Here is a 24,382-nt window from a genome sequence, read left to right as displayed (position 1 = left end):
CCGCCAGCGCCCCAACCGCCAGCGCCCCAACCGCCAGCGCCCCCCCTAAACCCCTCCCTACCCTTGCGCCCCAATCAAATTCATCACCTTGATATTCCGCGTATCCGGCACTTCCGCATACGACAGCACCTTCAACTGCGGCAAGCTGCGTCGCAGGAAACGCGCAAGCATGGCGCGCAACGAATGCTGCACCAGCAATACCGGCGGCAATCCCATGTTCTGCTGACGCAGAATCGCGTTTTGCGTCGAGTTCAACAGCGTCTGCGCCAAGCCCGGTTCGAGCCCAGGATTCGCGCCCGTCGCCAGCGCCTGCGACAACACGCGCTCCAGCGCCGGATCCAGTCCCATCACCTGCAACTCACCGCTGCCCGGATACCATTGCTGCGTGATCGCGCGACCCAACGCCAAACGCACCGCCGCCGTCAGCTCATAAGGATCGGATATCTTCGGTGCATGTTCCTGCAATGCGTCAAGGATCGTGCGCATATCGCGGATAGGAACGCCTTCGTCCAACAAGTTCTGCAGCACCTTCTGCAAGGTGGTCAGCGCCAGCGTCTTCGGCACCAGATCGTCGGTCAACGAAGGCGTGTCCTTGCCAATGCGCTCCAGCAGCGCCTGCACTTCCTGACGACCCAGCAATTCGGCGGCGTGCGTCACGACCAGGTGGTTCAGGTGAGTGGCCACGACCGTGCTGGCATCGACGACGGTATAGCCGTAGACCTGAGCCTGTTCACGCAAGTTTGTATCGATCCACACCGCCGGCAAACCAAACGCCGGATCCTGTGTCGGATTCCCCGGTAACGTGGCCGAGACCTGACCCGGGTTGATCGCGAGCCATTGGCCCGGGAATGCTTCGCCTACGCCCACTTCCACACCCTTCAGCGCAATCCGGTAACCATTCGGACGCAACTCCAGGTTGTCGCGAATATGAATCACCGGCGGCAGGAAGCCGATTTCCTGCGCGAACTTCTTGCGGATACCCTTGATCCGTTTCAACAACTCGCCATCTGCGTTCCGATCGACCAGCGGTATCAGCCGATATCCCACCTCGAGCCCGAGCGGATCGATCATCGCGACGTCGTCCCAGCTCGCTTCCGTATTTTCGAGCGGTGCGGCGGCGGCCGGCACAATGTCGGTAACCAGCGACGCTTTCTTCTTTGCTGCTAAGCGCTGGTTCATCGAACGCGCTGCGTAAACCAAGCCGCCGCCCAGCAGCAAGAATGCGAAGTGCGGCATGCCGGGAATCAACCCCATGATGCCGATAATCACGCCGGTAATCATCAACACGCGCGGGTTATTGAAGAGCTGCCCCGTCAACTGCGTGCCGATATCCTCTTCGGTTGCCACCCGCGACACGATCACGCCCGCTGCCGTCGAAATGATCAGCGAGGGGATCTGTGCGACGAGGCCATCGCCGATGGTCAGCAACGTGTAGTTCGTGGCCGCGTGCGCGAAGTCCATGTCGTGCTGGAGCATCCCGACAATCAAGCCGCCCACGATGTTGATGATCATGATCATCAAGCCCGCGATCGCGTCGCCGCGCACGAACTTGCTTGCACCGTCCATGGAGCCGTAGAACTCGGCCTCCTGCGCGACTTGCAAGCGGCGCTTGCGCGCCTGGTCTTCGTTGATGAGGCCGGCGTTCAAGTCGGCATCGATAGCCATCTGCTTGCCCGGCATCGCGTCGAGGGTGAAGCGCGCGCCCACTTCGGCAATCCGGCCCGCGCCCTTGGTAATCACCATGAAGTTGATGATCATCAGGATCACGAACACCACAATACCGACCGCGAAATTCCCGCCCACCAGGAAGTGGCCGAACGATTCGATCACCTGGCCGGCGGCGTCGGGACCGGTATGGCCTTCGAGCAAAACGATTCGCGTGGACGCCACATTCAGCGACAAACGCAGCAGCGTGGAGAACAGCAGCACGCTGGGGAACGCGGCGAAGTCGAGCGGCTTTTGCGTGTACATGCTGACCAGCAGCACCATCACGGACAACGCGATGTTGAACGTGAACAGCAAGTCGAGCAGAAAGGCCGGCAACGGCAAGATCATCATGCCGAGGATCATGCAGATCAGTACCGGGCCGGCTAAGGCCCGCAAGTTCTGCGATCCCAATGCGTCAGGGCGCTTCGAGAAAAATCCGGCGCGCGCGTTCATGCTCTGCTTCCTTTCATCGGGTCATTTCCATCATTGCCGGCTGGGTTTGCATTGTCCGGAGCCAGCGCTTCGGCGGCTTCCTGGTCGGCTTCCGATTCGGGGACGCTGCCTTTATCGAGTTCGGGCGGAACCTCGAGATTCTCGGGTTCGTCCGGTCGGCTGCCGCCGTCTTTCTTGAATTTGCGCAACTGGTACACCCACGCCAGCACCTGTGCAACGGCGCCGTACAGCGCGCCGGGAATCTCGCGGTCGATCTCGACGTTGTGATACAGCGCCCGCGCAAGCGGCGGTGCTTCGAGCAGCGGCACGTTGTGTTCGAGCGCCATCTCGCGGATGCGCGCGGCCACGAGGTTCACGCCCTTCGCGACGACCTTCGGCGCGCGCATTTCGCCATCGGCATATTTGAGCGCGACGGCGAAGTGGGTCGGGTTGGTGACGATCACGTCGGCGGTCGGCACAGCGGTCATCATCCGGCGGCGGGCCGCGGCGCGTTGCTGCGCGCGAATACGCGCCTTGACCGCCGGGTCGCCATCGCTTTCACGATGCTCGCGCTTTACTTCCTCCTTGCTCATGCGCAGCTTCTTCGCGTGCGTCCAGAGCTGGTAGGGGACATCGAGTGCGGCTACAAGGAACAGTCCGGCGATGGCCGAGCCGCAGCACACCACCAGCAGATGCATGGTGTCGGCGAGTGCGAGGTTCAGCGGTTTCGCGACGAGGCCCAGCACTTCGTCCTTGCGGGTCCACATCGCCCAGCCGGCCAGTCCGCCGACCACCAGGGTCTTCAGGATCGACATGCCGAGCGCAATCGGCCCTTGCACCGAGAAGATCTTGCCAAGCCCGCTGATAGGGTTCAGGCGGCTGAACTTCGGCGACATGACCTGGGTGCTGAGCAGCCAGCCGCCAAGCGCCATGGGCGCGCCGACCGCGGCGAGGCCCGTCAGCGCGAGCACGGGCAGCAAGGCCATGAAACCTTCCCGGCCGGCGGCGGATGCGCCAATCAGCATCTGGTTGGTATCGAGGACGGTCTCGTGATTGAACGTGAACGCGCCGCGCAAGATGGCCTGCATATGCTGGCTGACGGGACCTGAGAACCCCCAGACGCCGCCGAATCCCGCTGCCAGCAAAGCGAACGACGTAAGTTCCCGCGAGCGCGCGACCTGACCTTCCTCCCGCGCCTTTTCAAGGCGCTTGGGAGTCGCTGACTCGGTCTTTTCGACGTCGCTCTCTTCTGCCACTTCGCTTTGCTCCGACGCTGCGGGGCTTCGGCGAGGCCCTGACGCATTGATCCAGTGAAGCGATTATTGCGAAAAGCAGCCAGCGACCATTGCCTGATCAGGGCGGAGAAACGGGGGTAATTCGGGCGATGGAACGAGCGCGAAGCACGAGCGGCCAGGCGAAATGAAAAACGCGCCGGTCCCGAGGTGGGACACGGCGCGCAGTGCAATGCTGTGAATCGGCGGAACAGAACCGCTTTTAAACTCCGTAGATCCCGGGCACGCGGCCATCGGGACCATAAAACGATGACTTCGGCGGCGCCATGGTCAACGCGGCAAGCGCATTGCGGGTGTATTCCATGCGCGAGCGGATCAGCACGCCGATGCTGTTGTTGCCGCGCCGAGCACGTCCCGCCGCCGCGAGCAATTCCTGCCAGTGCGAGGCCAGCGCTTCGTCGCCGGTAACGGCTTGTTCCATGCCGATAAAACCCTTCGGCAGCCCAAGCGCGTCAAGTTGCTCGTCGCGCTGGCGTTCCAGCGCGGCAAGCTGCTCGGTGATCGCAGTTTTTTGTTCGATGATCGAAGGCAGCGTATCAAGCGGCGAGGCCGCAATCAGCGCTTTCTCTTCGTGGACCAGCAGCGACTCGAACGCCTGAACAGCAGCGGTTTCGTCGATAACAGTGGCAAGCAGGGCGTCTTTCATGGGCGACTCGCTAAAAGATCCGGCCCGCGTTCATCGCGGTGCCAAGGTCAAAAAAAGCCGCCCGGCGCTGCATCGTGGAAACGATGCGTCTATCTGAAACCTATCGTCTGTATGCCGCGGGCGCGCTCTGGACGCCGCCTGCAACACATAGCCGCTATGCTCAGCCGCCGGCCGGCGGGGTGTTCGTTTGCATCAGTTCTCGTGCGCTGCTCAGCATGCCGTCGGCGATCTTGCCCGAATCGACCTTGTAGCTGCCGTCGTTCAGCGCGGCCTTGATCGACGCGACTTTCGCCGTATCGATGTCGGCGCTGCCCGACGTGCGCAAATCCGTCGATAAAGCCGACAAGCTCACCGTCGAATTCGAGCCGCCGGTGCTGCTGGTCGTGCCGCCCGTCGTGCTGGTGGTTTGCGCGTCGGTTTGCGCCGCACGTTGTTGTGCAGCTTCCTGCAATGCTGCGATCTGGCTGGTGTTGCTGGAATCGATTTTCACGATGGTCTTCCCTGACGATGTGATCCTTTTATCGGCGGACCGATGTAAAAACTTTAACCTTCCCGCCGCCCAGACCACGCGCCAGTCAGCCTTATCTCCCGCTCAGCCTTATCGGATAAGCCCGATAAGGAATTGCAACAATTTGAAACAAGTGAGGGATAACCCACATAGGGCTCCACCGGACCCTTTTTCAAAGCTGGATCTCCACGGTCGAACCGTCTTTCACGACGCCGGAAATGATCTGTCCCCCGGCCGTTTTGACGCGAACTTGCTGACCGGGTGCCGCGTTATTCATGGCGCTGCCTTCCGCCGATATCGAAAAACCGGCGCCGTTGGTCACCACGTGCACGCTCTGTCCGATGACCACGGCGCCGGCGCCGCGCAGCATGTCGGTGCGCAGCGGCAGCCCCGCCGCGAGCCGCGACAACGTCACCGCGCCTACGGCCTGTGACGGGTCCGTGACGATGGCTTGCGGCATGGCGGTGAGATCGCCATCGCGGGGAATCAGGTCGGCGGCGGTGAGCACTTCGCCGGGCGCAACGGCGCGGGCCGCAAGGTAATACGTGGCCATCACCGAGACGCGCGCTTGCAGATAGAGCGTCCACGGCCGGTCGCCCGAGCACCGCACGCCGACCGTGGTGCGGCCCCAGAGACGCGATCCCGCCGGCAGGAACGGCTCGAGTGTCGAACAGGCTGCGAGGCCGCGGGGAAAGACGGGCGTCACGGTGATGTCGGCCTTGCCGGGCAAACCGGCCGCCTGCTGCGTCAGGAAGACGAGCGCAGCGGCGCGTACCGAGTCGCCGTCCTGTGTGAGCTGATTGGGTGCGCCGGCCATGGCGGGCGCGGGCTGGAGCGGGGCGCGGATGGGCGCCGGGGTGCGCATCGAAACCGACATCATGCCGGCGACCGGCGTGGCGGGCGCAGCCGCGATCGGTCTCGCCTGGAAGCCTCGCGAGGCAATGCGGGGGGTGCCCTGGACCGATGCGCTGCCGTCTGTTGCCACGACCACGGGCATCACGTCGCGTGAGGATGTGGTGACGCGGGGAAGGGTATCGGCAACGGGGGCTCGGGCGTTGTTTGCAACGTTACTAATAGTAGTAGGCGCTTTCGGCTCGCCATTGCCGGGAATCTCGATCATTCCGCTGGCATTGGGGGCATCGTTCGATGCAGCCGCCGTCCGGCTCGGCGTCATCGCCAGCCGGGGCGTCGCCGCCACGGGTTTCGGTGCATTGGCTTCGCCCGGTCCCGGAATCACGATGAAACCGCTGGTATCGGCGGAAGAAGAAGACGCGTCGGCGGCGTCGGCGTGGGCATCGAGCGCCTGCGCGGCGGCACGCATGGCGGCATCGGCTGCATGAGCCGCCGCGGCGTAACCCGCGGGATGCGAGGTGCGCACGGGTTGAGCCGGGCTCGCCGGCTGACTCGCACTGCCGTCCACCGTCATGCCGGCATCTTTCGCCATTGCCATGACGGCCGCCGGATTGGTTTCAGCGGGACCGGCAATCATGATCGTGCCGCTGCCGCCACTCGCTTCCTGCGCGCGCGCCGTCGTCACGCCGGCCGTCATCAGCGCCCATGCCAGCACGCACAGCGCAAGCGGACCGCTCGGCGCAACACGGCGCGCCAACTGAGCGCGGGCTTTCACCAGGCCGTTCGCGGCCGGGCGATGAACCGCCGGCTTGCGAGCAGGCGCAGTGAAGCTGTGCATTGTGTTTCTCCCAAACAAATCCAGCGAATCCGGCCAACCAGCAACGAGAAACCCCTCATCCAAAGTCGGTGAATTCTTCAAACGATCAACCCACGAGACGAATTCTAGATTTCGGCGGCTAAAGGCAAGCGTCGAATAGAGGCCCCCTTTCCCTGTTATTCGTCTGATTGCATCTTGCGTCTCGCTCCTAAGATTCGTCTCATGCAAAAGTCTTCGATAGCCAATGGCAACCCGCCGTCACCCATCGCAAGACACGCAAAAGCACCCAAAGCACCGCAGACACGATCCGAAGCTGAAGGAGGACCGCCATGTTGGACAAGCTAGACCAGGAATTTGCGTTTGGCCGCGAAGCGCTGGATGTGCGCGCGTACCGGCAGGAACTGTTGTCGTCGAATATTGCGAACGCCGATACCCCGGGCTACAAGGCGCGTGACGTCGATTTCTCCAGCGCCCTCGCAGGCGCACTGAAGAAGACCGGCACGGCGGCGGACGCGACAGCTTCCGGCACCGCGGCGTTGCCCATGGCGCAGCCGGTGAGCGTGTCGAGCAGCTCGGCGCTTGCGACGACATCGCCGGGACATATGTCCGGTACGACGACGCTCACCGCCAGCGGTGGCAGCACCGACGACTACGGCCGCCTCGCGTACCGGATTCCGAGCCAGCCGGCGCTTGACGGCAACACCGTCGACATGGATTCAGAGCGCGTTCAGTTCGCGGACAACGCGCTGCATTTCGAAGCCGGCATGACGGTGGTGTCGTCGCAGATCAAGACGATGCTCTCGGCGATCACGTCGAACTAACCACGTCGAACTAAACAGCGCACTAACGTAAAAGCGAGGATCAGCAATGCCCTCTTTGATGAACATCTTCAACGTTGCCGGTTCGGCGATGTCCGCGCAGGCGCAGCGCCTGAACGTGACCGCCTCGAACCTGGCGAACGCGGACAGCACCACCGGCCCGGACGGCCAGCCGTACAAGGCGAAGCAGGTGGTGTTCGCGGTCGACCCGCTCGGCGGCGCGCGCACGGCGTCCGGCCAGCAAGTGGGCGGCGTGCAGGTGACGGGCGTGATCGACGACCCGACGCCGATGAAAACCAGCTACGACCCGACCAATCCCGCAGCCAACCCGGACGGCTACGTGACCATGCCGAACGTCGATCCGGTGCAGGAAATGGTCAACATGATTTCGGCGTCGCGTTCGTATCAGGCGAATGTGGAGACGCTCAATACCGCCAAGCAGCTAATGCTTAAGACCCTGACGATCGGAACCTGAGGACCAACCCGTGACAACCAATACTTCGATCGGCAACACCGGCACGACGATGTCGCAGACGTTGCTGAACACCATGAACGGCACGTCCAGCTCGTCGGGTACGTCGTCGGCCAGCTCGAGCTCCAGCACGACGGGTACGCAGTCGCCGGCGGACCTGCAGAACACCTTCCTGACGCTGCTCGTCACGCAGCTTCAGAACCAGGATCCGACCAACCCGACCGACAGCTCGCAGATGACCTCGCAACTCGCGCAGATCAGCACGGTGTCGGGTATCGGCCAGTTGAACACGTCGTTGAGCTCGCTCGCGACGCAGTTGTCGGCTGGGCAGTCGTCGCAGGCTGCGATGCTGATCGGCGCAACCGTACTCGCCCCTGGCAACACGATGACCGTGAGCGGCGGCAAGGCCAGCGCCTTCGGCGCGCAGACGGCGAACGCGCTTGGCGACTTGACGGTGAGCGTGACGAACAGCGCCGGCCAGGTCGTGAACACGATCGACCTCGGGCCGCAGGCTGCAGGCACGGTGCCAATCTCGGGCTGGACGCCAACCGACAAGACCGGCGCGACGTTGCCAGACGGTACGTACACCATCACGGCGGCAGGCACGATCAACGGCGCTGCGGCCACGGCGACCGCGCTGTCTTCCTCGGTGGTGCAGAGCGTGGTGCAGCAGGGCGACGGGACGGCGGGCGTCATGCTCTCGACCGGCAAGTCGGTTCCGTTGACCAGCATCGCGTCGATTCTCTAAGCCCCTATTTATTAGCTCTTTCTTCTAGAAGCGGAGACCGTCATGGGTTACCAACAAGGTTTATCTGGTTTGTCCGGCGCGTCGAACGATCTCGATGTGATCGGCAACAATATTGCCAACGCGAACACCGTCGGCTTCAAGCAAGGCCAGGCGCAATTCGCCGATATGTACGCGAATTCGGTGGCCACCGCCGTGAACAACCAGATCGGCATTGGCTCGCAGATGTCGGAAGTGCAGCAGCAGTTCGGCCAGGGCACGATCACCACGACCAGCCAGGCGCTGGATGTCGCGATCAACGGCAACGGCTTCTTCCAGATGTCGGCCAACGGCGCGAACGTGTACTCGCGCAACGGCGTGTTCAACCTCGCGGCGAACGGCACGATCGTCAATGCCGCCGGCCAGACGCTGATGGGCTATGCCGCCAATGCGCAGGGCGTGATCAACAGCTCGGCGACTGTGCCGCTCGTCGTGCCGAACTCGAACCTGCCGCCGTCGGCGACCAAGAACGTGAGTTTCGCGTTCAACCTGAACTCGCAGCAAGCGCTGCCGACGCAGACGCCGTTCGACCCCACCAACGCGAACACGTATAGCGCCACGAGCCAGATCAACGTCAACGACTCGCTCGGCGGCACGCATGCGGTGAACGTGTTTTTCGTCAAGCAGTCGACGGGATCGTGGGAAGCCTACGCGACCAGCGGCACGGCCAACACGCCCGTCACGGGAACGTCGACGGGTGTGGCCGGTGATCTGGGCCAGGTCACGTTCGACCAGTCGGGCAACATGATCCCGACGCCGCCCGCCACCGCCATTGCGCCGTTCTCCTTTTCGATTCCGAATGGTGCGTCCAACACCGCCGGCGCCACGCAAACCATGTCGATGTCCTTCACAGGCACGACCCAGTATGGCGCCACGACCGGCCTCGTGAGCAGCACTCAGGATGGCTATTCATCGAGCGAACTGGCGGGCTTTTCGGTCGGCACGGACGGCACGCTGACGGGCACGTACACCAACGGCAAGACGCAAGCGCTCGGTCAGATCGCGCTGGCAACGTTCGCCAACAACAACGGCTTGCAGGACCTGGGCGGCAACAACTATCAGCAGACCGCGGCATCGGGCCTCGCACAGGTGTCCGTACCGGGTTCGACTAACCACGGCTCGCTGCAAGGCGGCGCGGTGGAAAACTCGAACGTCGACCTGACCAGTTCGCTCGTTGACCTGATCACGGCGCAGCGCAATTACCAGGCGAACGCGCAGACGATCAAGACGCAGCAAACCGTCGACCAGACGCTCATCAACCTGTAAGCGCCGCCGCCACGCCGGGCACGAGAGAGTCATAAATGGACCGTCTGATCTATACCGCGATGAGCGGCGCCGCGCAGGCGCTCGAGCAGCAGAGCGTCACGGCGAACAACCTCGCCAATGCATCGACGACGGGGTTTCGCGCGCAGCTTTCCGCGTTTCGACAGGTGCCGATGAGCTTCGAGAACGGCGCGGCCGGTGACGCGACGACGCGTACTTTCGTGTTGTCGTCCACGCCGAGCGCCGATTACACGCCGGGTCCGATCCAGCAGACCGGCAATCCGCTCGATGTCGCCGTCCAGGGTCCGGGCTGGCTTTCCGTGCAAACGGAAGATGGCGGGGAGGCTTACACGCGTGCCGGCAATCTTCACGTCGATGCCAACGGCCAGCTCGTCACGGCAAACAACCTGCCGGTGCTTGGCAACAGCGGTCCCATGTCGATCCCGCCGGGCGCGGCAGTCACTATCGGTAAAGACGGGACGGTGACCGCGCTGATGCCGGGCGAGCCGGCCACCGCTATTGCGACGGTCGACCAGTTGAAGCTCGTCAACCCCGAGGCGGGAACCTTGACACGCGGCGACGACGGCCTGTTTCGCACCGCCGACAACCAGCCCGCCGATGCCGATCCCACGGTGACGGTGGCGCCCGCGTCGCTGGAAGGCAGCAACGTGAATGCGGTGTCCGCGATGGTCGACATGATCACCAACGCCCGCCAGTTCCAGATGCAGACCAAGTTGCTCGACTCAGCCAACTCGAACGATCAGTCGGCTAACAAGCTGCTCGACTTCAGTTAATCCGCAGTACCAGGATAAAAAACCATGAACCGCTCTCTCTACATCGCCGCAACCGGCATGAACGCGCAGCAGTCGCAGATGGACGTGATTTCGAACAATCTCGCCAACGTCAGCACGAACGGCTTCAAGGGTTCGCGCGCGGTGTTCGAGGACTTGCTGTACCAAACCGTCCGCCAGCCGGGCGCGAGCTCCACGCAGCAGACCGAACTGGCGTCGGGCAGCCAGATCGGCACCGGCGTGCAACAGGTCGCAACCGAACGCCTCTACACGCAGGGCAACCTGCAGCAGACCGGCAACTCGAAGGACGTCGCCATTAACGGCAACGGCTTCTTCCAGGTGACGATGCCCGACGGCACCACCGCTTACACCCGCGACGGCTCGTTCCAGACCAACGCGCAAGGTCAGCTCGTCACGTCGAGCGGTTATCAGGTCACCCCGGCCATCACGATCCCCTCGACGGCGACCAGCGTGACGATCGGCTCGGACGGCACGGTCACGACCACGGCGCAGGGCAGCTCCGCCAACACGACGGTCGGCCAGTTGCAGCTCGCGACCTTCGTCAACCCGGCCGGTCTCGATGCACGCGGTGAAAACCTGTTTGCGGAAACGGCTTCGTCCGGTACGGCGAACGTCGTGACGCCGGGTTTGAACGGCGCGGGACAGTTGCAGCAGGGATATGTGGAGTCGTCGAATGTGAACGTGGTCCAGGAACTGGTGAACATGATCCAGACCCAGCGCGCCTATGAAATCAACAGCAAGGCCGTGACCACGTCGGACCAGATGCTGCAGACGCTGAGCCAGATGCAGGTTTGAGTTGCATCAACCGGCATCACCCGCATCAGCAGCGCAATTCCGAAGGACCACGAAGATGTCATCACAATTTTCACGCATACGCAGCATATCGGTGCTGGCGCTGGTCGCCTTGGCGGCCTGCGCGCTCGTGCCCAAAGAGCCGATCACCCAGCAGCCGATGACCGCGCGCCCGCCGGCGCCGCCGCTCAATTCGGCATCATCCGGCGCGATCTACAACGCGGGCTACGCGGGACGGCCGCTGTTCGAAGACCAGCGCCCGCGCAATACCGGCGACATCATTACTATCGTGATCGCGGAAAACGTCAACGCGACGAAGTCGTCGGCAGCGAACGCGGCGCGCAACGCCAGCGAGGCGTTCGCCGTGCCGGTCACGCCGGGGATCTTCGGCGGGCTGTTTCACAACACCAACCTGAGCGCCGCCGGTTCCAACGGCTTCAACGGCGCGGGTGGCGCGAGCGCGGCCAATACCTTTAACGGCACGCTGACGGTCACCGTGACCGGCGTGCTGCCCAACGGCAACCTGGAAGTGAGCGGCGAGAAGCAGATGCTCATCAACCAGGGCAACGAATTCGTGCGCTTCTCCGGCGTCGTCAATCCGACGACCATCTCCGGTACCAACACGGTCTTTTCCACGCAGGTGGCGGACGCGAAGATTGAATATTCGGCGAAGGGTTATATCGATGAATCGCAGCAGATGGGCTGGCTTCAGCGCTTCTTTCTTAACGTGGCGCCCTTCTGATCATGAAACTCTTCCTTCGCTTGCTTCTTCGTTCGTTCGTCATCGCGCTGGCGTTTGTTGCCGCGCTTCCGCAGGCCGCTCAAGCGGAGCGCCTCAAGGACCTGGTTTCGTTCCAGGGCGTGCGTGACAATCCATTGATCGGCTATGGCCTCGTGGTCGGACTCGACGGCACGGGCGACCAGACCACCCAGACACCGTTCACCACGCAAAGCTTGGTGAACATGCTCGGCAACCTCGGCATCACGCTGAATGCCGCGACCACCCAGAACATGCAGTTGAAGAACGTCGCCGCCGTGATGGTGACGGCTGTGCTACCGCCGTTTTCGCGGCCGGGCGAAGCGATTGATGTAACCGTGTCGTCGCTGGGTAATGCCAAGAGTTTGCGCGGCGGTACGTTGCTGATGGCGCCGCTCAAAGGCGCCGATGGTCAGGTGTACGCAATGGCGCAGGGCAATCTCGCGGTCGGTGGAGCGGGTGCCAGCGCCAACGGCAGCAAGGTCCAGGTCAACCAGTTGGCGGTTGGCCGGATTCCGGGCGGCGCGCTGGTCGAACGGGCCGTGCCCGCCGCGGTGACGCAAGCCGGCGGCGTGATGACAATGGAACTGAACACGCTCGACTTCGACACCACGCAGAAGATCGTGGCGGCGGTGAACAACGATTTCGGCATGGGCACGGCGATCGCGCTCGATGGCCGCACGATCCAGTTGCGCGCCCCGGCCGATCCGTCGCAAGTGGTGTCGTTCATGGCGCAGCTTGAGAATATCGATGTCAGGCCGTCGCAGGCCGCAGCAAAGGTGATCGTCAATGCGCGCACGGGTTCTATCGTGATGAACCAGATGGTCACGCTGCAGAACTGCGCGGTCGCGCATGGCAATTTGTCGGTGGTGATCAACACGACGACCGCCGTGAGCCAGCCGGGCGCGTTCTCCAACGGACAAACCGTGGCCGCGAAGCAGTCGAATATCCAGTTGAAGCAGGACTCGGGCGCGTTGAAGCAGGTAGCAGCAAGCGCGACGCTCGCGGACGTGGTCAAGGCGTTGAATGCCCTCGGGGCGACGCCGGCGGACTTGATCTCGATTTTGCAATCGATGAAAGCGGCGGGTGCGTTGCGCGCCGATCTTGAAATTATTTAAAGGCGACAGGTCATGAACGCGAACGGGACCGGTACGACAAGCAACGCGCTCGCATCAATGAACACAACCGACACGAGCAGCGGCCTGGGTTCGTTGTCGAACCGGTTTGCGCTCGACGTCCAGGGCTTCGACGCCATGCGCGCCCAGGCCAACGCGAACCCGCAGCAGGGATTGAAGGCGGCCGCCAAGCAGTTCGACGCCGTTTTCACGCAGATGATGTTGAAGAGCATGCGCGACGCCACACCGTCGGACAGCCCTTTCGATTCGAACGACAGCAAGACCTTCACGTCGATGCTCGACCAGCAGCTTTCGCAGAACATGGGCGCGAAGGGCATTGGCGTCGCCGACATGATGCTCAAGCAACTGATGCGCAACGCAGGCGCGACGCCGTCCGCTGATGGCGCGAGTGCGGGCGCGAGCGGCGACAGCAGCGCGAACGCCGGCAACATGGCCGCCATGAACGCGATGGCCAAGGCGTATGCGAATGCGGCGGGGTCATCGACGGCGTCGTCGAAGGCATCGCTCGATGGCAACGGCTATAGCGCCGACAGCGCGCTGACGCCGCCCGCACGCGGCGTGGGATCGGACAAGGTCGCGGCGTTCGTCGACCGTCTTGCTGCGCCGGCGCAGGCCGCCAGTTCGGCGACCGGGATTCCGGCGCGATTTATCATCGGCCAGGCGGCGCTCGAGTCCGGCTGGGGCAAGCGCGAGATCAAGAACTCGGACGGCAGTTCGAGTCACAACGTGTTCGGCATCAAGGCGACCAGCGACTGGACCGGCAAGACCACGAGCGCGGTGACCACGGAATACGTGAACGGCAAACCGCAAAAAGTGGTGGAGAAATTCCGCGCCTACGACTCGTACGAGGACGCACTCACCGACTACGCCACCGTGCTCAAGAGCAATCCGCGCTACGCGCCGGTCGTGGAAGCCTCGCGCGATGCCGCTGGTTTTGCCCACGGAATGCAGAAAGCGGGATATGCAACCGACCCGCAATACGCTAAAAAGTTGATTTCGATCATGCGGCACATTGCTTGAACGAGTGCGGACTGGCGCACCTTTTGCTGCATGTATATAGGTAGACGAAACGTATTACGAGTAAGGTGTAAAAAGCGACGGGGCCAATGTCGCACTATAAGACGATGCAGGCTGACGGCGAGAAACGGGGGCATGGTGCGCCCGGAAGGCGCCGGCCCGGCTGCAAGGCATCGAAATGGAGAGAATGTGCTGGTTCGTTTCGATTTGCGCTCTTTGCGAACGTTTTCGGCCGCCGAATACGAGATTAGGGAAGTTTTTTTACAGCCAACCCTAAATATTCGATCCCGGTTGCCGCTAAATGAAACATCGAAGTGCCGGATCCACGGGGTCCGGTTGGACGCTCAAACAGTCTCGGGAATCGAGGCGCGAGCGAGCAAACGAACACGGCAAGCCCCATGAATATGAATCCGCCAAACGGTTCCGACATACCAGACGACGACACCGATCTTCCTGATTTCGGCCGGCGTAATCCGCTGGAAATCGGCGTCTCTTTACGCAACCTCGTTAATCGAGCTGATTTTCTGACCGTCGATCACGGTACGGGACAGATCGTTACTCGCCTGCTCGACGTGAACCCGGCCGCGCGCACGTTCATCTTCGATTGGGGTGGCATCCCCGAGCAGAACCAGGCAATGCTGCGCTCGGAAAACCTGATGTTCCACGCGAGTCCCGACGGAATCCGCGTTGAATTCGCCACCGGCACACCGCGTGAAATTCTGTTCGAAGGGCACCCGGCGTTTGAATCGGATTTCCCGCCGGTGCTGTTCTACATGCAGCGGCGTGAGTATTTCCGCGTGGAAGCGCCTGTGCTCGATCCGTACATCTGCAGCGGCGAATTGCCGAATGGCGAGCGTTTTCGCTTTGAAGTGAACGACCTCTCGCTGGGTGGCGTTGCGCTGCGGACCATGGATGAGCGGGTTGCATCGATGGAAGTCGGATTGATCCTGCGTGCCGTGGAATTGCACTTCAGCAACCCGGGCAAAGTCGTGCTCGACCTGCAACTGATGTCGAACCGGCAGACCGTGAATTCAAGAGGTGATCTGCGCTACACGCTCGGCTTCAAGTTCATGAGCTTGCCAGGGTCAGCCGAGAACACGCTGCAGCGCTTGATTACGCAACTCGAGATGAAACGCCGGTCACTGGCGCGGTAACGTTGATGCGGCGGCGAGCCCCGTGCTCGCTCCGCCCGCGCAGTAGTACGTAGCTTCCTCCCCCGTAACACCTCTTCCATTCGGCGAACTGACGCCCAATTTCCCCGCTGCTTCACCAATTGCTCCGATCAATGCCGGGGAATAATCCGTCATGGCGCGGTGCGCTTGCGGGTTTCATCGGCACGGCGCTTAAACCACGCGCGTCCGGTTCACCGCGCCGGGATTCAACTTTTTCTGCAATCGGCCGATATACACCAGTTGTCGTCACACAGCGGCGGCCCGGGCTTCGTGCCTTTACCAGGATTCCTTGCATGTCCCTATTCGATATCGGCGTCAGTGGTCTTAATGCAGCCCAATGGGGTTTGACGACCACCGGACAGAACATCAGCAACGCTGCGACTCCGGGCTACACCCAGGAGAAACCGGTGTACCAGGAGGCGTCGGGGCAATACACGACGTCGGGTTATCTGGGCTCCGGCGTCCAGACAGCGACCGTCGCGCGTTCCTACAGCTCGTTCCTGACCACGCAGCTCAATGCCGCGCAGTCCAACAGCAGTTCGCTGAATACCTACTACTCGATGTTGTCGCAGCTGAACAACCTCGTGGGCGATCCGACCACAGGTATCGGCTCCAGCATGACGAGCTACTTCACGAGCTTGCAGTCGGTGGCGAACAGCCCCGCCACGACGTCGACGCGCCAGTCGCTGATGAGCAGCGGGCAATCGCTCGTCAACCAGATGACCGCCGCGGCCGCGAACTACAGCCAGCTCCGCTCCGGCGTCAACCAGTCGCTGACCAGCGCGGTCACGCAGATCAACAACTACACGAACCAGATCGCTACGCTGAACGGCCAGATTGCCGCCGCAAGCGCGCAGGGCCAGCCGCCGAACCAGTTGCTCGATGCACGCGACACGGCAGTATCGAACCTGAGCCAGTTGACGAACGTGCAGGTCAACACCGTCAACGGCATGTACAACGTGTCGATCGGGACCGGCCAGCCGCTGGTGTCGGGAACAACGGCGTATCAGTTGCAGGCGGTGACATCGACGTCGGACCCGAGCGAGTTGTCGATTGCGTATGCATCGCCGGACGGCTCGACGCAGACGCCGGCGCAAACACAATATCTGCCCGACTCCACGTTCGGCGGCGGCACGGTCGGCGGATTGCTCGCATTCCGCAGCCAGTCGCTCGATCCGGCGCAAGCTCAGCTTGGCTCCCTCGCGACCAGTTTCGCCGCGCAACTGAACCAGCAAAACGCGTTGGGCGTGGACCTGAACGGCAACCCCGGCACCGCGCTGTTTTCGACCGGCAGCCCGACCATTTATGCGAATTCGCGCAATACGGGCACGGCTCAGCTCGACGTATCGATTGCGAATCCGACTCAGGCGCCCAGCAGCAACTATACGCTGTCCTACAACGGCACGAACTACACGCTCAGCGACAGCGCGAGCGGCGCGTCGCTCGGCACCCTCACGGCTGACCCGACGACCGGCGCGGTCAGCGGCACCGTTGCGGGCCTGAACATCTCGGTGGCAAGCGGCACCATGAAGGCCGGCGATTCGTTCAACATCCAGCCGACGAGCGGCTCGCTTGCGGCCTTCTCGCTGGTCACCACGAACCCGACCGCAATTGCTGCAGCCTCGCCAGCGGTGGCATCGGCGGGAGCGAGCAACGCCGGCACCGCGAACATTTCGGCGGCCACAGTCACCGCGGGTTATTCGATCCCGACAACGACCTTGACGCTGACGTATAACTCGACCGCCCAGCAATTTACGTCGAACCTGCCCGTCACGTTGCCGAGCGGCACGACCGTTCCGGCAGGCACGGCGTTCGCCTACAACCCTGCCCAGGGTCTCAAGCTGTCCTACGGCACGAATGTCAGCGCAACGATCAGCGGCACGCCGGCAAACGGCGATACCTTCACCATCGGCGCGAACAAGGGCGGCAGCAGCGACGGCAGCAATGCACTCGCGATGGCGAATCTCGGGACGGCGAAGTCGCTGAACGGCGGCACGGACTCGTTGACGAGCGCGTATGCGAACTACGTCAACCAGATCGGTAACGAAACCAACAATCTGCAGAGTTCGAGTACGTCGGCGACCGCGGTGCTCACGCAAGCGACGTCGGCGCAGCAGTCTGTGTCGGGCGTGAACCTGAATGAAGAGGCCGCCAACCTGATTCAGTACCAGCAGTTGTACCAGGCCAACAGCAAGGTCATCCAGACCGCTTCCACGCTGTTCACGACGCTGCTCGGCATTTTCAACTGAGGCTTTCACGATGCGCATCTCTAGCTCCCAGTACTTCACGATGAATGTCGAGACGATGAACAATCAGCAGGCATCGCTCGCCAACATGTATGCGCAGATCTCGTCGGGCAAGGCCTTGCAGACCGCCGCCGACAATCCGCTTGGCGCCGCGCAAGCCGTGGCGCTGACCTCGCAGGCGGCCAACCTCGCGCAGTACTCGACCAACCAGTCGTCGGCGCTGACCTCGCTGCAGCAGGAAGACTCCACGCTCACCAGCGTGACGAACGTGATGCAGAGTATCCAGTCGCTGGTCGTGAACGCCGGCAACGGCACGCTCAACGACACCGACCGCAGCGCGCTTGCGACCCAGCTGCAGGGTTATCGCAGCACGTTGACGACGCTCGCCAACACCACCGACGCCAACGGCAACTACATCTTTGCCGGTTTCCAGGGCGGCTCGAAGCCCTTCAGCGACAACGCCTCGGGCGTTGGCGCGACCTACGACGGCGGCCCCGGGCAGCGCCAGGTACAGATTTCAGACACCCGCACGATCAACGTAGCCGATCCGGGTTCAGCGATATTCCAAAGCGTTTCGTCGAACGAAAGCTCGCCGGTGACGTCGGGATCCGCCGCGAATACGGGCTCGGGCACGATCAGTCCGGCCAGCGTGAGCAACAGCAGCGATCCGGCCAACTCGTTGATCTACACCATTACGTTCGGGACGACGACTAGCGGCACGCCGCCCACGAGCGTCAGTTCGTACTCGGTCACGTCCTTGGATCCGTCGACGACGCCCCCGACCGTGACCGCGCCGACCACGCCGACGCCTTATACGGCCGGCGGGAACATCACGGTGGGTTCGCAGACCGTCGCTATTTCCGGCACGCCGGCATCGGGCGATACGTTTACTGTGTCGCCGGCGAACACCGGCAACATCAGCGATACGGACATTTTCACGACGCTCGATTCGTTGGTGAATGCACTGAAGCAACCCGCCGATTCGGACGCCCAGCAGGCGACGTTGCAAAACGCGCTGACCACGGCGGGCTCGAAAATCAGCAACACGTACAACAACGTGCTGACGACGCAGACTGCGGTAGGTGGCCGCGAACAGGAAGTCACGGCGACCCAGACCGCCATGCAGACGACTTCGACGCAAACCGCCAACAATCTGGCAGACCTGGTCAGCGTCAATTTGCCCAGTGCGATCAGCCAGTACGAGATGACGCAGAATTCGCTGCAAGCTGCACAGCAGGCTTTTGCGCAGATCCAGAAAATGTCGCTGTTCAACTATCTGAGCAGTTAATTGAGCAGTTAATCGCCGGGGGGCGAGCAGGGAAGGAATTGATGTGGGTTGCAGGATGTGTTTTGGGCCGCCGGTTTGACGGGCGGCCCTTTTTATTGGGTTTTATTGAGTGATGCCGATGCGTTAGAACCCCTTCCGCTGAACGCGTGCGGTGAATAGCGGTTTTATTCTCCGCAATTAATGCGGTGAATAAATCACCCTTTGCGGTGATTACGCCTCATAATCACCGCATGAAACGCGGAGAATGGACTTTTATCTGGGAAGATCCTGACTGGCCGGCCTGGCGCTACGATCTGTCGACGATCGCGGCGCCGCTGGCCGCAGTCAGTCGCGCCCAGGGTTTGCTGCACGGCCGCCTCGCCGATGTCGGTTTGAACCTGCGCAATCAGGCAAGTCTGGCCGCGCTCACCGAGGACGTGCTCAAGACCAGCGAGATCGAAGGGGAAAGGCTGAATGCGGATTCAGTCCGGTCGTCTATCGCGCGCCGGCTTGGGGTGGATATCGGAGCGCTGGCGCCGGTCGACCGGCACGTGGAGGGCGTCGTTGAAATGGTGCTTGACGCTACCGCTCGCTGCGACGCCCCGCTGACCCGCGAGCGCTTGTTTGCGTGGCACGCAGCGTTGTTTCCGACCGGCTTCAGCGGGATGTCACGGATCCAGATCGGCGCTTGGCGCAACGACGAAAACGGCGCCATGCAAGTGGTGTCCGGTCCCATCGGCCGTCAGCGGGTTCATTTCGAGGCGCCGCCGGCCGATCGCCTCAACGCCGAGACCACGCGTTTTCTCGACTGGCTCAATCGCGACTCGGCTGTGGCGCCGGTGATCAAGGCCGGGCTGGCGCATCTGTGGTTCGTCACACTGCATCCTTTCGACGACGGCAACGGCCGTATCGCCCGCGCGATAGGGGACTTGCTGCTCGCCCGTGCCGATGGCAGTCCGCAGCGTTTCTACAGCCTGTCGGCGCAGATCCAGTCGGAGCGCAGCGCTTATTACGACATCCTCGAGCAGACCCAGCGCGGATCGCTCGACGTCACCGCGTGGCTTGCGTGGTTCCTCGACGCGCTGCATCGCGCAGTGGATAACGCCCAGCACACGGTGGACGCGGTGCTGGTCAAGACGCGTTTCTGGCAGCGCTGGGCCGCCGCGCCGTTCAACGAGCGGCAGATCAAGCTGCTGAACCGGTTGCTCGATGGTTTCGATGGCAAGCTGACCAGTAGCAAGTGGGCGGCTGTCGCGAAGTGTTCGCCGGATACCGCGTTACGCGACATCGGCGAACTGGTGGCGTTGGGAGTGCTGCGGAGATCCGTGTCGGGCGGGCGCAGCACCGCATACGAACTGGCTGATTGACTAGCTTGGCCGGCTGCTAAAGCGCAGCCGCCACGCGCCCCATCTGGTCGATACCGCTATCGAAAATGCGTTGAAAGAACGGGATCATGTTGGGGATCATCAACTGGATCAGCAGGAATCCGACCAGCATGGTGACCGGAAAGCCCACCTGGAAAATCCCGATCTGCGGCGCCGCGCGATTCAGGATGCCCAGCGCGAGGTTGGCGATCAGCAACGCGGTGACCACCGGCAGCGACAGCAGCAAGCCCGTCGAAAACACGCTTACGCCATAGGTCGCAAGCGTCTGCCAGCCGCGAGCGAACGTGGCCGAACCCAGTACATTCGCGCTCACCGGCACGCTCTGGAACGTCTGCACGAGGGCGCTGATCATTTGCAGGTGGCCGTCGAACACAAGGAACGCCAGCATGGCGATGGTGTTCAGATACCGCGATATCACCACCGAATTCCCCCCGGCGCGCGGGTCGTAGAGCATCGCAAAACCCAGGCCCATTTGCATGCCGATAAACTCGCCGGCGGCATCGATGGCAGCGAATGCAATCTGCATCGTCATGCCGAGCGCCGCGCCGATCAGGAACTGATTGATGATGATCATCACGCCATCGGCGGAAAACACGGTCACTTGCGGCACTGCGCCGATAGTCGGCGCCACGATCAGCGCCATGAACGCCGCGATCGCCACCTTGACGCGAATCGGGATGGCTTGATGGCTCAGCAATGGCGCGGTGGCAATCAGCGCGAGGATGCGCGTGAACGGCCAGAGGAATGACGTCAGCCAGACATTGAGCTGCGCGTAAGTGACGGAGAACATCGTTAGCCGGTGATGGCGGGCGTGATGGTGAAAACGTGGCGCATGTAATCGAGCAACGTTTCCAGCATCCACGGGCCGGCGATCACGAGCGTCAGCGCTACCGCAAGCAATTTCGGAATGAACGAGAGCGTGCTTTCGTTGATCTGGGTCGCGGCCTGGAACAGGCTCACTACCAGGCCGACCACGAGCGCGACCAGCAACAGCGGAGCCGCGAGCAACAGCGCCACATACATGGCCTGATGCGCGATCGACATGACGGATTCGGGTGTCATCGTGTAATTCCTGACGCTATGAAACGAAGCTCTGCGCGAGCGAGCCGATCAGCAATTGCCAGCCGTCCACCAGCACGAACAACATCAGCTTGAACGGCAGTGAAATAGTCGTGGGCGATACCATCATCATCCCCATCGACATCAACACGCTCGCTACCACCATGTCGATGATCAGGAACGGAATGAAGATGGTGAAGCCGATCTGGAAGCCCGTCTTGAGCTCGCTGGTCACAAACGACGGCACCAGCAGCGAGAGCGGCACGTCTTCGGGACCGTTCATCGGCGGCGCTTTGGCGATCCGGGCGAACAGCGCGAGATCGGCTTCGCGGGTCTGGCGCAACATGAATTGCTTGAACGGCGCGACGCCGCGCGTCATGGCCTGATCCATCGTGATCGTGCCGTCGGAGAAAGGCTTGTACGCGTCGACATAAGCCTTGTCGAGGACCGGCGACATCACGAACAGCGTGAGAAACAGCGCGAGTCCGACGAGCACCTGATTAGGCGGCGTGCTGGTCGTGCCCAGCGCTTGCCGCAGCAGCGACAACACAATGATGATGCGCGTGAAGCCCGTCATCATCAGCAGCATGGCCGGCAGGAACGACAGCATCGTGAGCAGCAGCATCGTCTGGACGCTGAGCGAATACGTCGTGCCGCCGTTCGGACCGGCGCTGGTGTTGAACGCGGGAAGTCCTGCTGTGCTTTGGGCAAAAGCGGTGTAGGGGAGGGCCAGCATGACGACGGGTAGCAACAGCCCCGCCAGTCTCACGCACCGTGCAAAAAAACGAGCCTGCATTACTTGCTCCCGCCTGCGAATTTTTGCAGACGTTTGTTCGCTTCGCCGGCGAGGGCATCGCGAAAACGTTGACCGAAACTGCCTTGCAGCGCTTGTCCGCCGGGAGCGACGCTCGCGTCCGTGCTGTCGAGTTTGAGTTCCGCCGATCCCGCCGGCATGGTGTGCAGCAGCCGCACATTGCCGGGCGCTGCGCCGAGCACGAGCCATGTATCGCCGATCTCCACCACCGAGACGCGCTCCTTGTTGCCAAGCGACGCTCCGCCGATCACCCTCACCAGCCCCGTGCGCTTGGTGCCGGCCACGCCGAACTTGCGTGCGAGCCACGCGCAGCCGAACACGAACGCAATCACGATCACGAGGCCGAGCAGCGTCTGCAGCACCGCGCCCACGCCGAGTGACGGCACGGCCGTGCCCGCGCCAACGCCCGATGCAATCTGCGCCGCGTGATTGACGGCGTTCATGTCGGCGGCGTGCGCGGTGTGGGCGGCAAGCGTCATGGCAAGCGCTGCCAATGCTGCAAGCGCGGCGGCAAAGCGTTTCATCGATTCAACTTCCTGATGCGTTCGGACGGCGTGATGATGTCGGTGAGACGGATACCGAACTTGTCGTTGACCACCACGACTTCGCCCTGCGCGATCAGGCAGCCGTTGACCAGCACATCCATCGGTTCGCCGGCCAGGCCGTCGAGTTCCACCACCGAACCCTGCGCCAGTTGCAGCAGGTTGCGGATGGCGATCTTGGTCCGCCCGAGTTCCACCGTCATCTGCACGGGGATATCGAGAATCATGTCGATGTCATTGCGCGTCGAGGGTGCCTCAACCTTCGACAAAGGCTGGAACACACCCGCCGATGAAGCCGCCGCCGGCGTTTCGTTGCCGTTCTGCTCAGCCAGCGCGCTCGCCCAGTCGTCCATGCCGAAGTCCTCGCCCTTGAGCGGATCGGACGGCAGCGTGCCCGGTTCAGTTACGTCACTCATATCCACCTTCCTTCATCGTGTCGGTTGCGCTGATCATCTTCTGGACGCGCAACGCGTATTGACCATTGAAAATTCCGTAGCCGCATTCCATGACCGGGACGCCGTCCACTTTTGCCGTGACTAGTTCGGGCACGTTGATGGGCAGGACATCGCCTGCGCGCATGTTGAGGATCTTTTCGAAGGTCGTGCCGATCTCCGCCAGATCCACTGTGAGCTCCACTTCGGCCGCCTGCACTTGCTGCGACAGCACGCGAATCCAGCGGCGATCCACCTCGAGCGCTTCGCCTTGAATGGGCGAGGAGAGGATGTCGCGAATCGGTTCGATCATCGAATACGGCATGCAGATATGCAGCGTGCCGCCCGTCGTACCGAATTCGATGGAAAACTGCGTGACGATCACGATCTCGTTCGGCGTGGCCACGTTCGCGAATTGCGTGTGCATTTCCGAGCGCACGTATTCGAGGTTCAGCGTTCTCACCGTTTTCCACGATGCCGCGTAGTGTTCGAACACGAGATTCAGCAGCTTGCTGATGATGCGTTGTTCGGTCTGCGTGAACTCGCGGCCTTCAACGCGCGTGTGGAAACGGCCGTCGCCGCCGAAGAGGTTATCGACGACGAAGAACACCAGGTTCGGGTCGAACACGAACAGCGAGGTGCCGCGTAACGGCTTCACGTGGACGAGGTTCAGGTTCGTCGGGATCGGCAGGTTGCGGGTGAATTCGCTGTACTTCTGTACCTTCACCGGACCGACGGAGATTTCCGCCGAGCGCCGCATGAAGTTGAAGATACCGACGCGCAAGAGGCGCGCGAAGCGGTCGTTGATGATTTCCAGGCCCGGCATGCGGCCCCGGACGATGCGTTCCTGCGTCGCGAGGTTGTAGGGGCGCACGCCATGGAAGCGTGTTTCGTCGGCGACTGCGTCGACTTCCCCGGTGACGCCCTTGAGCAGGGCATCCACCTCCTCCTGCGACATGAACTCTTCGTGGCCCATGAGTGATCCTTGGTTCCTGTGCGCGGTTGCTTGGTGCTTGGCGGCTGCGCCTCGTTGCTTTGGCGGCGCGTTAGCGTTTGCGTTTGCTTGAGCGGTTGAAGGCGAGGGCTGTCGCGCGGATTATTGAACGACGAATTCCGTGAACAACACTTCCTGGACACGCGCCGGACTGTCAGGGGAGCCGCCGGTCTTCTGGACCGTCTCCAGCAGTTCCTTCGCGAGTTCACGCTTGCCGTCGATACCCGCCAGATCGTCCGGCCGTTTCGCCGATAACAACATCAGGATGTGGCTGCGAACTTCGGGCATACGCTCGGTCAATTCGGCTTGTGCCTTCTGATCGGGCAGCTTCAGGGTCAAGCCGATACGCAGGTAATGCATGCCATCG

At 62.3% G+C, this 24,382-nt stretch carries 25 protein-coding genes; 13 read left to right on the top strand and 12 right to left on the bottom strand.

Annotated elements, in window-relative coordinates; all coding sequences use genetic code 11:
• Positions 1 to 57 precede the first annotated feature (57 nt).
• The 5 genes from flhA to flgA form a co-directional block, all read right to left on the bottom strand.
• Positions 58 to 2,160, bottom strand: a complete 2,103-nt coding sequence (gene flhA, locus GSQ93_RS20935) for a flagellar biosynthesis protein FlhA (protein WP_158937562.1) — start codon at positions 2,158 to 2,160, stop codon at positions 58 to 60.
• Positions 2,157 to 3,395 carry a flagellar biosynthesis protein FlhB gene (flhB, locus tag GSQ93_RS20930; RefSeq protein ID WP_158937561.1) on the bottom strand — a complete coding sequence of 413 codons (1,239 nt, stop codon included), beginning with the start codon at positions 3,393 to 3,395 and terminating at the stop codon, positions 2,157 to 2,159. The genes flhA and flhB overlap by 4 nt, the downstream gene beginning before the upstream one ends.
• Positions 3,396 to 3,633: 238 nt before the next feature.
• A complete protein-coding gene (locus tag GSQ93_RS20925; RefSeq protein WP_158937560.1) occupies positions 3,634 to 4,077 on the bottom strand; it encodes a flagella synthesis protein FlgN in 444 nt (147 codons plus the stop codon).
• Positions 4,078 to 4,237: 160 nt separating this feature from the next.
• The gene (gene flgM, locus GSQ93_RS20920) at positions 4,238 to 4,567 is read right to left on the bottom strand and encodes a flagellar biosynthesis anti-sigma factor FlgM (protein ID WP_158937559.1); all 330 of its coding nucleotides are present in this window, start codon (positions 4,565 to 4,567) and stop codon (positions 4,238 to 4,240) included.
• A 190-nt stretch (positions 4,568 to 4,757) separates the two neighbouring features.
• Complete coding sequence (gene flgA / locus GSQ93_RS20915; protein WP_158937558.1) at positions 4,758 to 6,275, bottom strand: flagellar basal body P-ring formation chaperone FlgA; 1,518 nt, start codon at positions 6,273 to 6,275, stop codon at positions 4,758 to 4,760.
• A 308-nt stretch (positions 6,276 to 6,583) separates the two neighbouring features.
• Between flgA and flgB the strand changes: the two genes are divergently transcribed.
• The 13 genes from flgB (at position 6,584) to GSQ93_RS20850 (ending at position 20,157) form a co-directional block, all read left to right on the top strand.
• Positions 6,584 to 7,075, top strand: coding sequence for a flagellar basal body rod protein FlgB (gene flgB, locus GSQ93_RS20910; protein WP_158937557.1), 492 nt, complete (start codon positions 6,584 to 6,586; stop codon positions 7,073 to 7,075).
• A gap of 46 nt (positions 7,076 to 7,121) precedes the next feature.
• Positions 7,122 to 7,547: a flagellar basal body rod protein FlgC gene (gene flgC, locus GSQ93_RS20905; protein ID WP_056356433.1), complete on the top strand. Its 426-nt coding sequence runs from the start codon at positions 7,122 to 7,124 to the stop codon at positions 7,545 to 7,547.
• Between the two features lie 10 nt (positions 7,548 to 7,557).
• Entirely contained in the window at positions 7,558 to 8,292 is a 735-nt protein-coding gene (locus GSQ93_RS20900; protein ID WP_158937556.1) for a flagellar hook assembly protein FlgD, read from the top strand.
• Positions 8,293 to 8,334: 42 nt separating this feature from the next.
• Positions 8,335 to 9,594 carry a flagellar hook protein FlgE gene (gene flgE, locus GSQ93_RS20895; protein WP_158937555.1) on the top strand — a complete coding sequence of 420 codons (1,260 nt, stop codon included), beginning with the start codon at positions 8,335 to 8,337 and terminating at the stop codon, positions 9,592 to 9,594.
• A 35-nt stretch (positions 9,595 to 9,629) separates the two neighbouring features.
• On the top strand, positions 9,630 to 10,385 hold the full coding sequence (gene flgF / locus GSQ93_RS20890; protein ID WP_158937554.1) for a flagellar basal-body rod protein FlgF: 756 nt from the start codon (positions 9,630 to 9,632) through the stop codon (positions 10,383 to 10,385).
• 24 nt (positions 10,386 to 10,409) lie between these two features.
• Positions 10,410 to 11,198: a flagellar basal-body rod protein FlgG gene (flgG, locus tag GSQ93_RS20885; RefSeq protein WP_158937553.1), complete on the top strand. Its 789-nt coding sequence runs from the start codon at positions 10,410 to 10,412 to the stop codon at positions 11,196 to 11,198.
• Between the two features lie 55 nt (positions 11,199 to 11,253).
• Complete coding sequence (locus GSQ93_RS20880) at positions 11,254 to 11,937, top strand: flagellar basal body L-ring protein FlgH (RefSeq protein ID WP_158937552.1); 684 nt, start codon at positions 11,254 to 11,256, stop codon at positions 11,935 to 11,937.
• A 2-nt stretch (positions 11,938 to 11,939) separates the two neighbouring features.
• The gene (locus tag GSQ93_RS20875) at positions 11,940 to 13,070 is read left to right on the top strand and encodes a flagellar basal body P-ring protein FlgI (RefSeq protein ID WP_158937551.1); all 1,131 of its coding nucleotides are present in this window, start codon (positions 11,940 to 11,942) and stop codon (positions 13,068 to 13,070) included.
• Positions 13,071 to 13,127: 57 nt separating this feature from the next.
• Positions 13,128 to 14,108 (top strand): flagellar assembly peptidoglycan hydrolase FlgJ, encoded by a 981-nt coding sequence (gene flgJ / locus GSQ93_RS20870; protein ID WP_254073982.1) that lies wholly within the window; start codon positions 13,128 to 13,130, stop codon positions 14,106 to 14,108.
• 395 nt (positions 14,109 to 14,503) lie between these two features.
• Positions 14,504 to 15,259: a flagellar brake protein gene (locus GSQ93_RS20865; protein ID WP_174254657.1), complete on the top strand. Its 756-nt coding sequence runs from the start codon at positions 14,504 to 14,506 to the stop codon at positions 15,257 to 15,259.
• Positions 15,260 to 15,570: 311 nt separating this feature from the next.
• On the top strand, positions 15,571 to 17,526 hold the full coding sequence (flgK, locus tag GSQ93_RS20860) for a flagellar hook-associated protein FlgK (RefSeq protein WP_158937549.1): 1,956 nt from the start codon (positions 15,571 to 15,573) through the stop codon (positions 17,524 to 17,526).
• 10 nt (positions 17,527 to 17,536) lie between these two features.
• Positions 17,537 to 18,811, top strand: coding sequence for a flagellar hook-associated protein FlgL (gene flgL / locus GSQ93_RS20855; RefSeq protein WP_158937548.1), 1,275 nt, complete (start codon positions 17,537 to 17,539; stop codon positions 18,809 to 18,811).
• Between the two features lie 230 nt (positions 18,812 to 19,041).
• A complete protein-coding gene (locus GSQ93_RS20850) occupies positions 19,042 to 20,157 on the top strand; it encodes a Fic family protein (protein WP_158937547.1) in 1,116 nt (371 codons plus the stop codon).
• A gap of 16 nt (positions 20,158 to 20,173) precedes the next feature.
• Here the strand turns inward: GSQ93_RS20850 and fliR are convergent, their stop codons facing one another.
• The 7 genes from fliR to GSQ93_RS20815 form a co-directional block, all read right to left on the bottom strand.
• Complete coding sequence (gene fliR, locus GSQ93_RS20845; RefSeq protein WP_158937546.1) at positions 20,174 to 20,965, bottom strand: flagellar biosynthetic protein FliR; 792 nt, start codon at positions 20,963 to 20,965, stop codon at positions 20,174 to 20,176.
• Positions 20,966 to 20,967: 2 nt separating this feature from the next.
• On the bottom strand, positions 20,968 to 21,237 hold the full coding sequence (gene fliQ, locus GSQ93_RS20840; protein ID WP_062084878.1) for a flagellar biosynthesis protein FliQ: 270 nt from the start codon (positions 21,235 to 21,237) through the stop codon (positions 20,968 to 20,970).
• Between the two features lie 16 nt (positions 21,238 to 21,253).
• Positions 21,254 to 22,030 carry a flagellar type III secretion system pore protein FliP gene (gene fliP / locus GSQ93_RS20835; protein WP_158937545.1) on the bottom strand — a complete coding sequence of 259 codons (777 nt, stop codon included), beginning with the start codon at positions 22,028 to 22,030 and terminating at the stop codon, positions 21,254 to 21,256.
• Positions 22,030 to 22,572, bottom strand: coding sequence for a flagellar biosynthetic protein FliO (fliO, locus tag GSQ93_RS20830; protein ID WP_158937544.1), 543 nt, complete (start codon positions 22,570 to 22,572; stop codon positions 22,030 to 22,032). Before fliO ends, fliP begins: the two co-directional genes overlap by 1 nt.
• Positions 22,569 to 23,006 carry a flagellar motor switch protein FliN gene (gene fliN, locus GSQ93_RS20825; RefSeq protein WP_158937543.1) on the bottom strand — a complete coding sequence of 146 codons (438 nt, stop codon included), beginning with the start codon at positions 23,004 to 23,006 and terminating at the stop codon, positions 22,569 to 22,571. Before fliN ends, fliO begins: the two co-directional genes overlap by 4 nt.
• Positions 22,999 to 23,997, bottom strand: a complete 999-nt coding sequence (gene fliM, locus GSQ93_RS20820; RefSeq protein ID WP_158937542.1) for a flagellar motor switch protein FliM — start codon at positions 23,995 to 23,997, stop codon at positions 22,999 to 23,001. The genes fliN and fliM overlap by 8 nt, the downstream gene beginning before the upstream one ends.
• Positions 23,998 to 24,117: 120 nt before the next feature.
• The coding region (locus tag GSQ93_RS20815) for a flagellar basal body-associated FliL family protein (protein ID WP_174254656.1) at positions 24,118 to 24,382 on the bottom strand (265 nt) is incomplete at its 5' end.

Source organism: Burkholderia sp. S171, assembly GCF_009766085.1.
Classification (GTDB): domain Bacteria; phylum Pseudomonadota; class Gammaproteobacteria; order Burkholderiales; family Burkholderiaceae; genus Caballeronia.
Note: the sequence above shows the minus strand (reverse complement) of the source record. Positions and strands in the feature narration are given on the sequence as shown.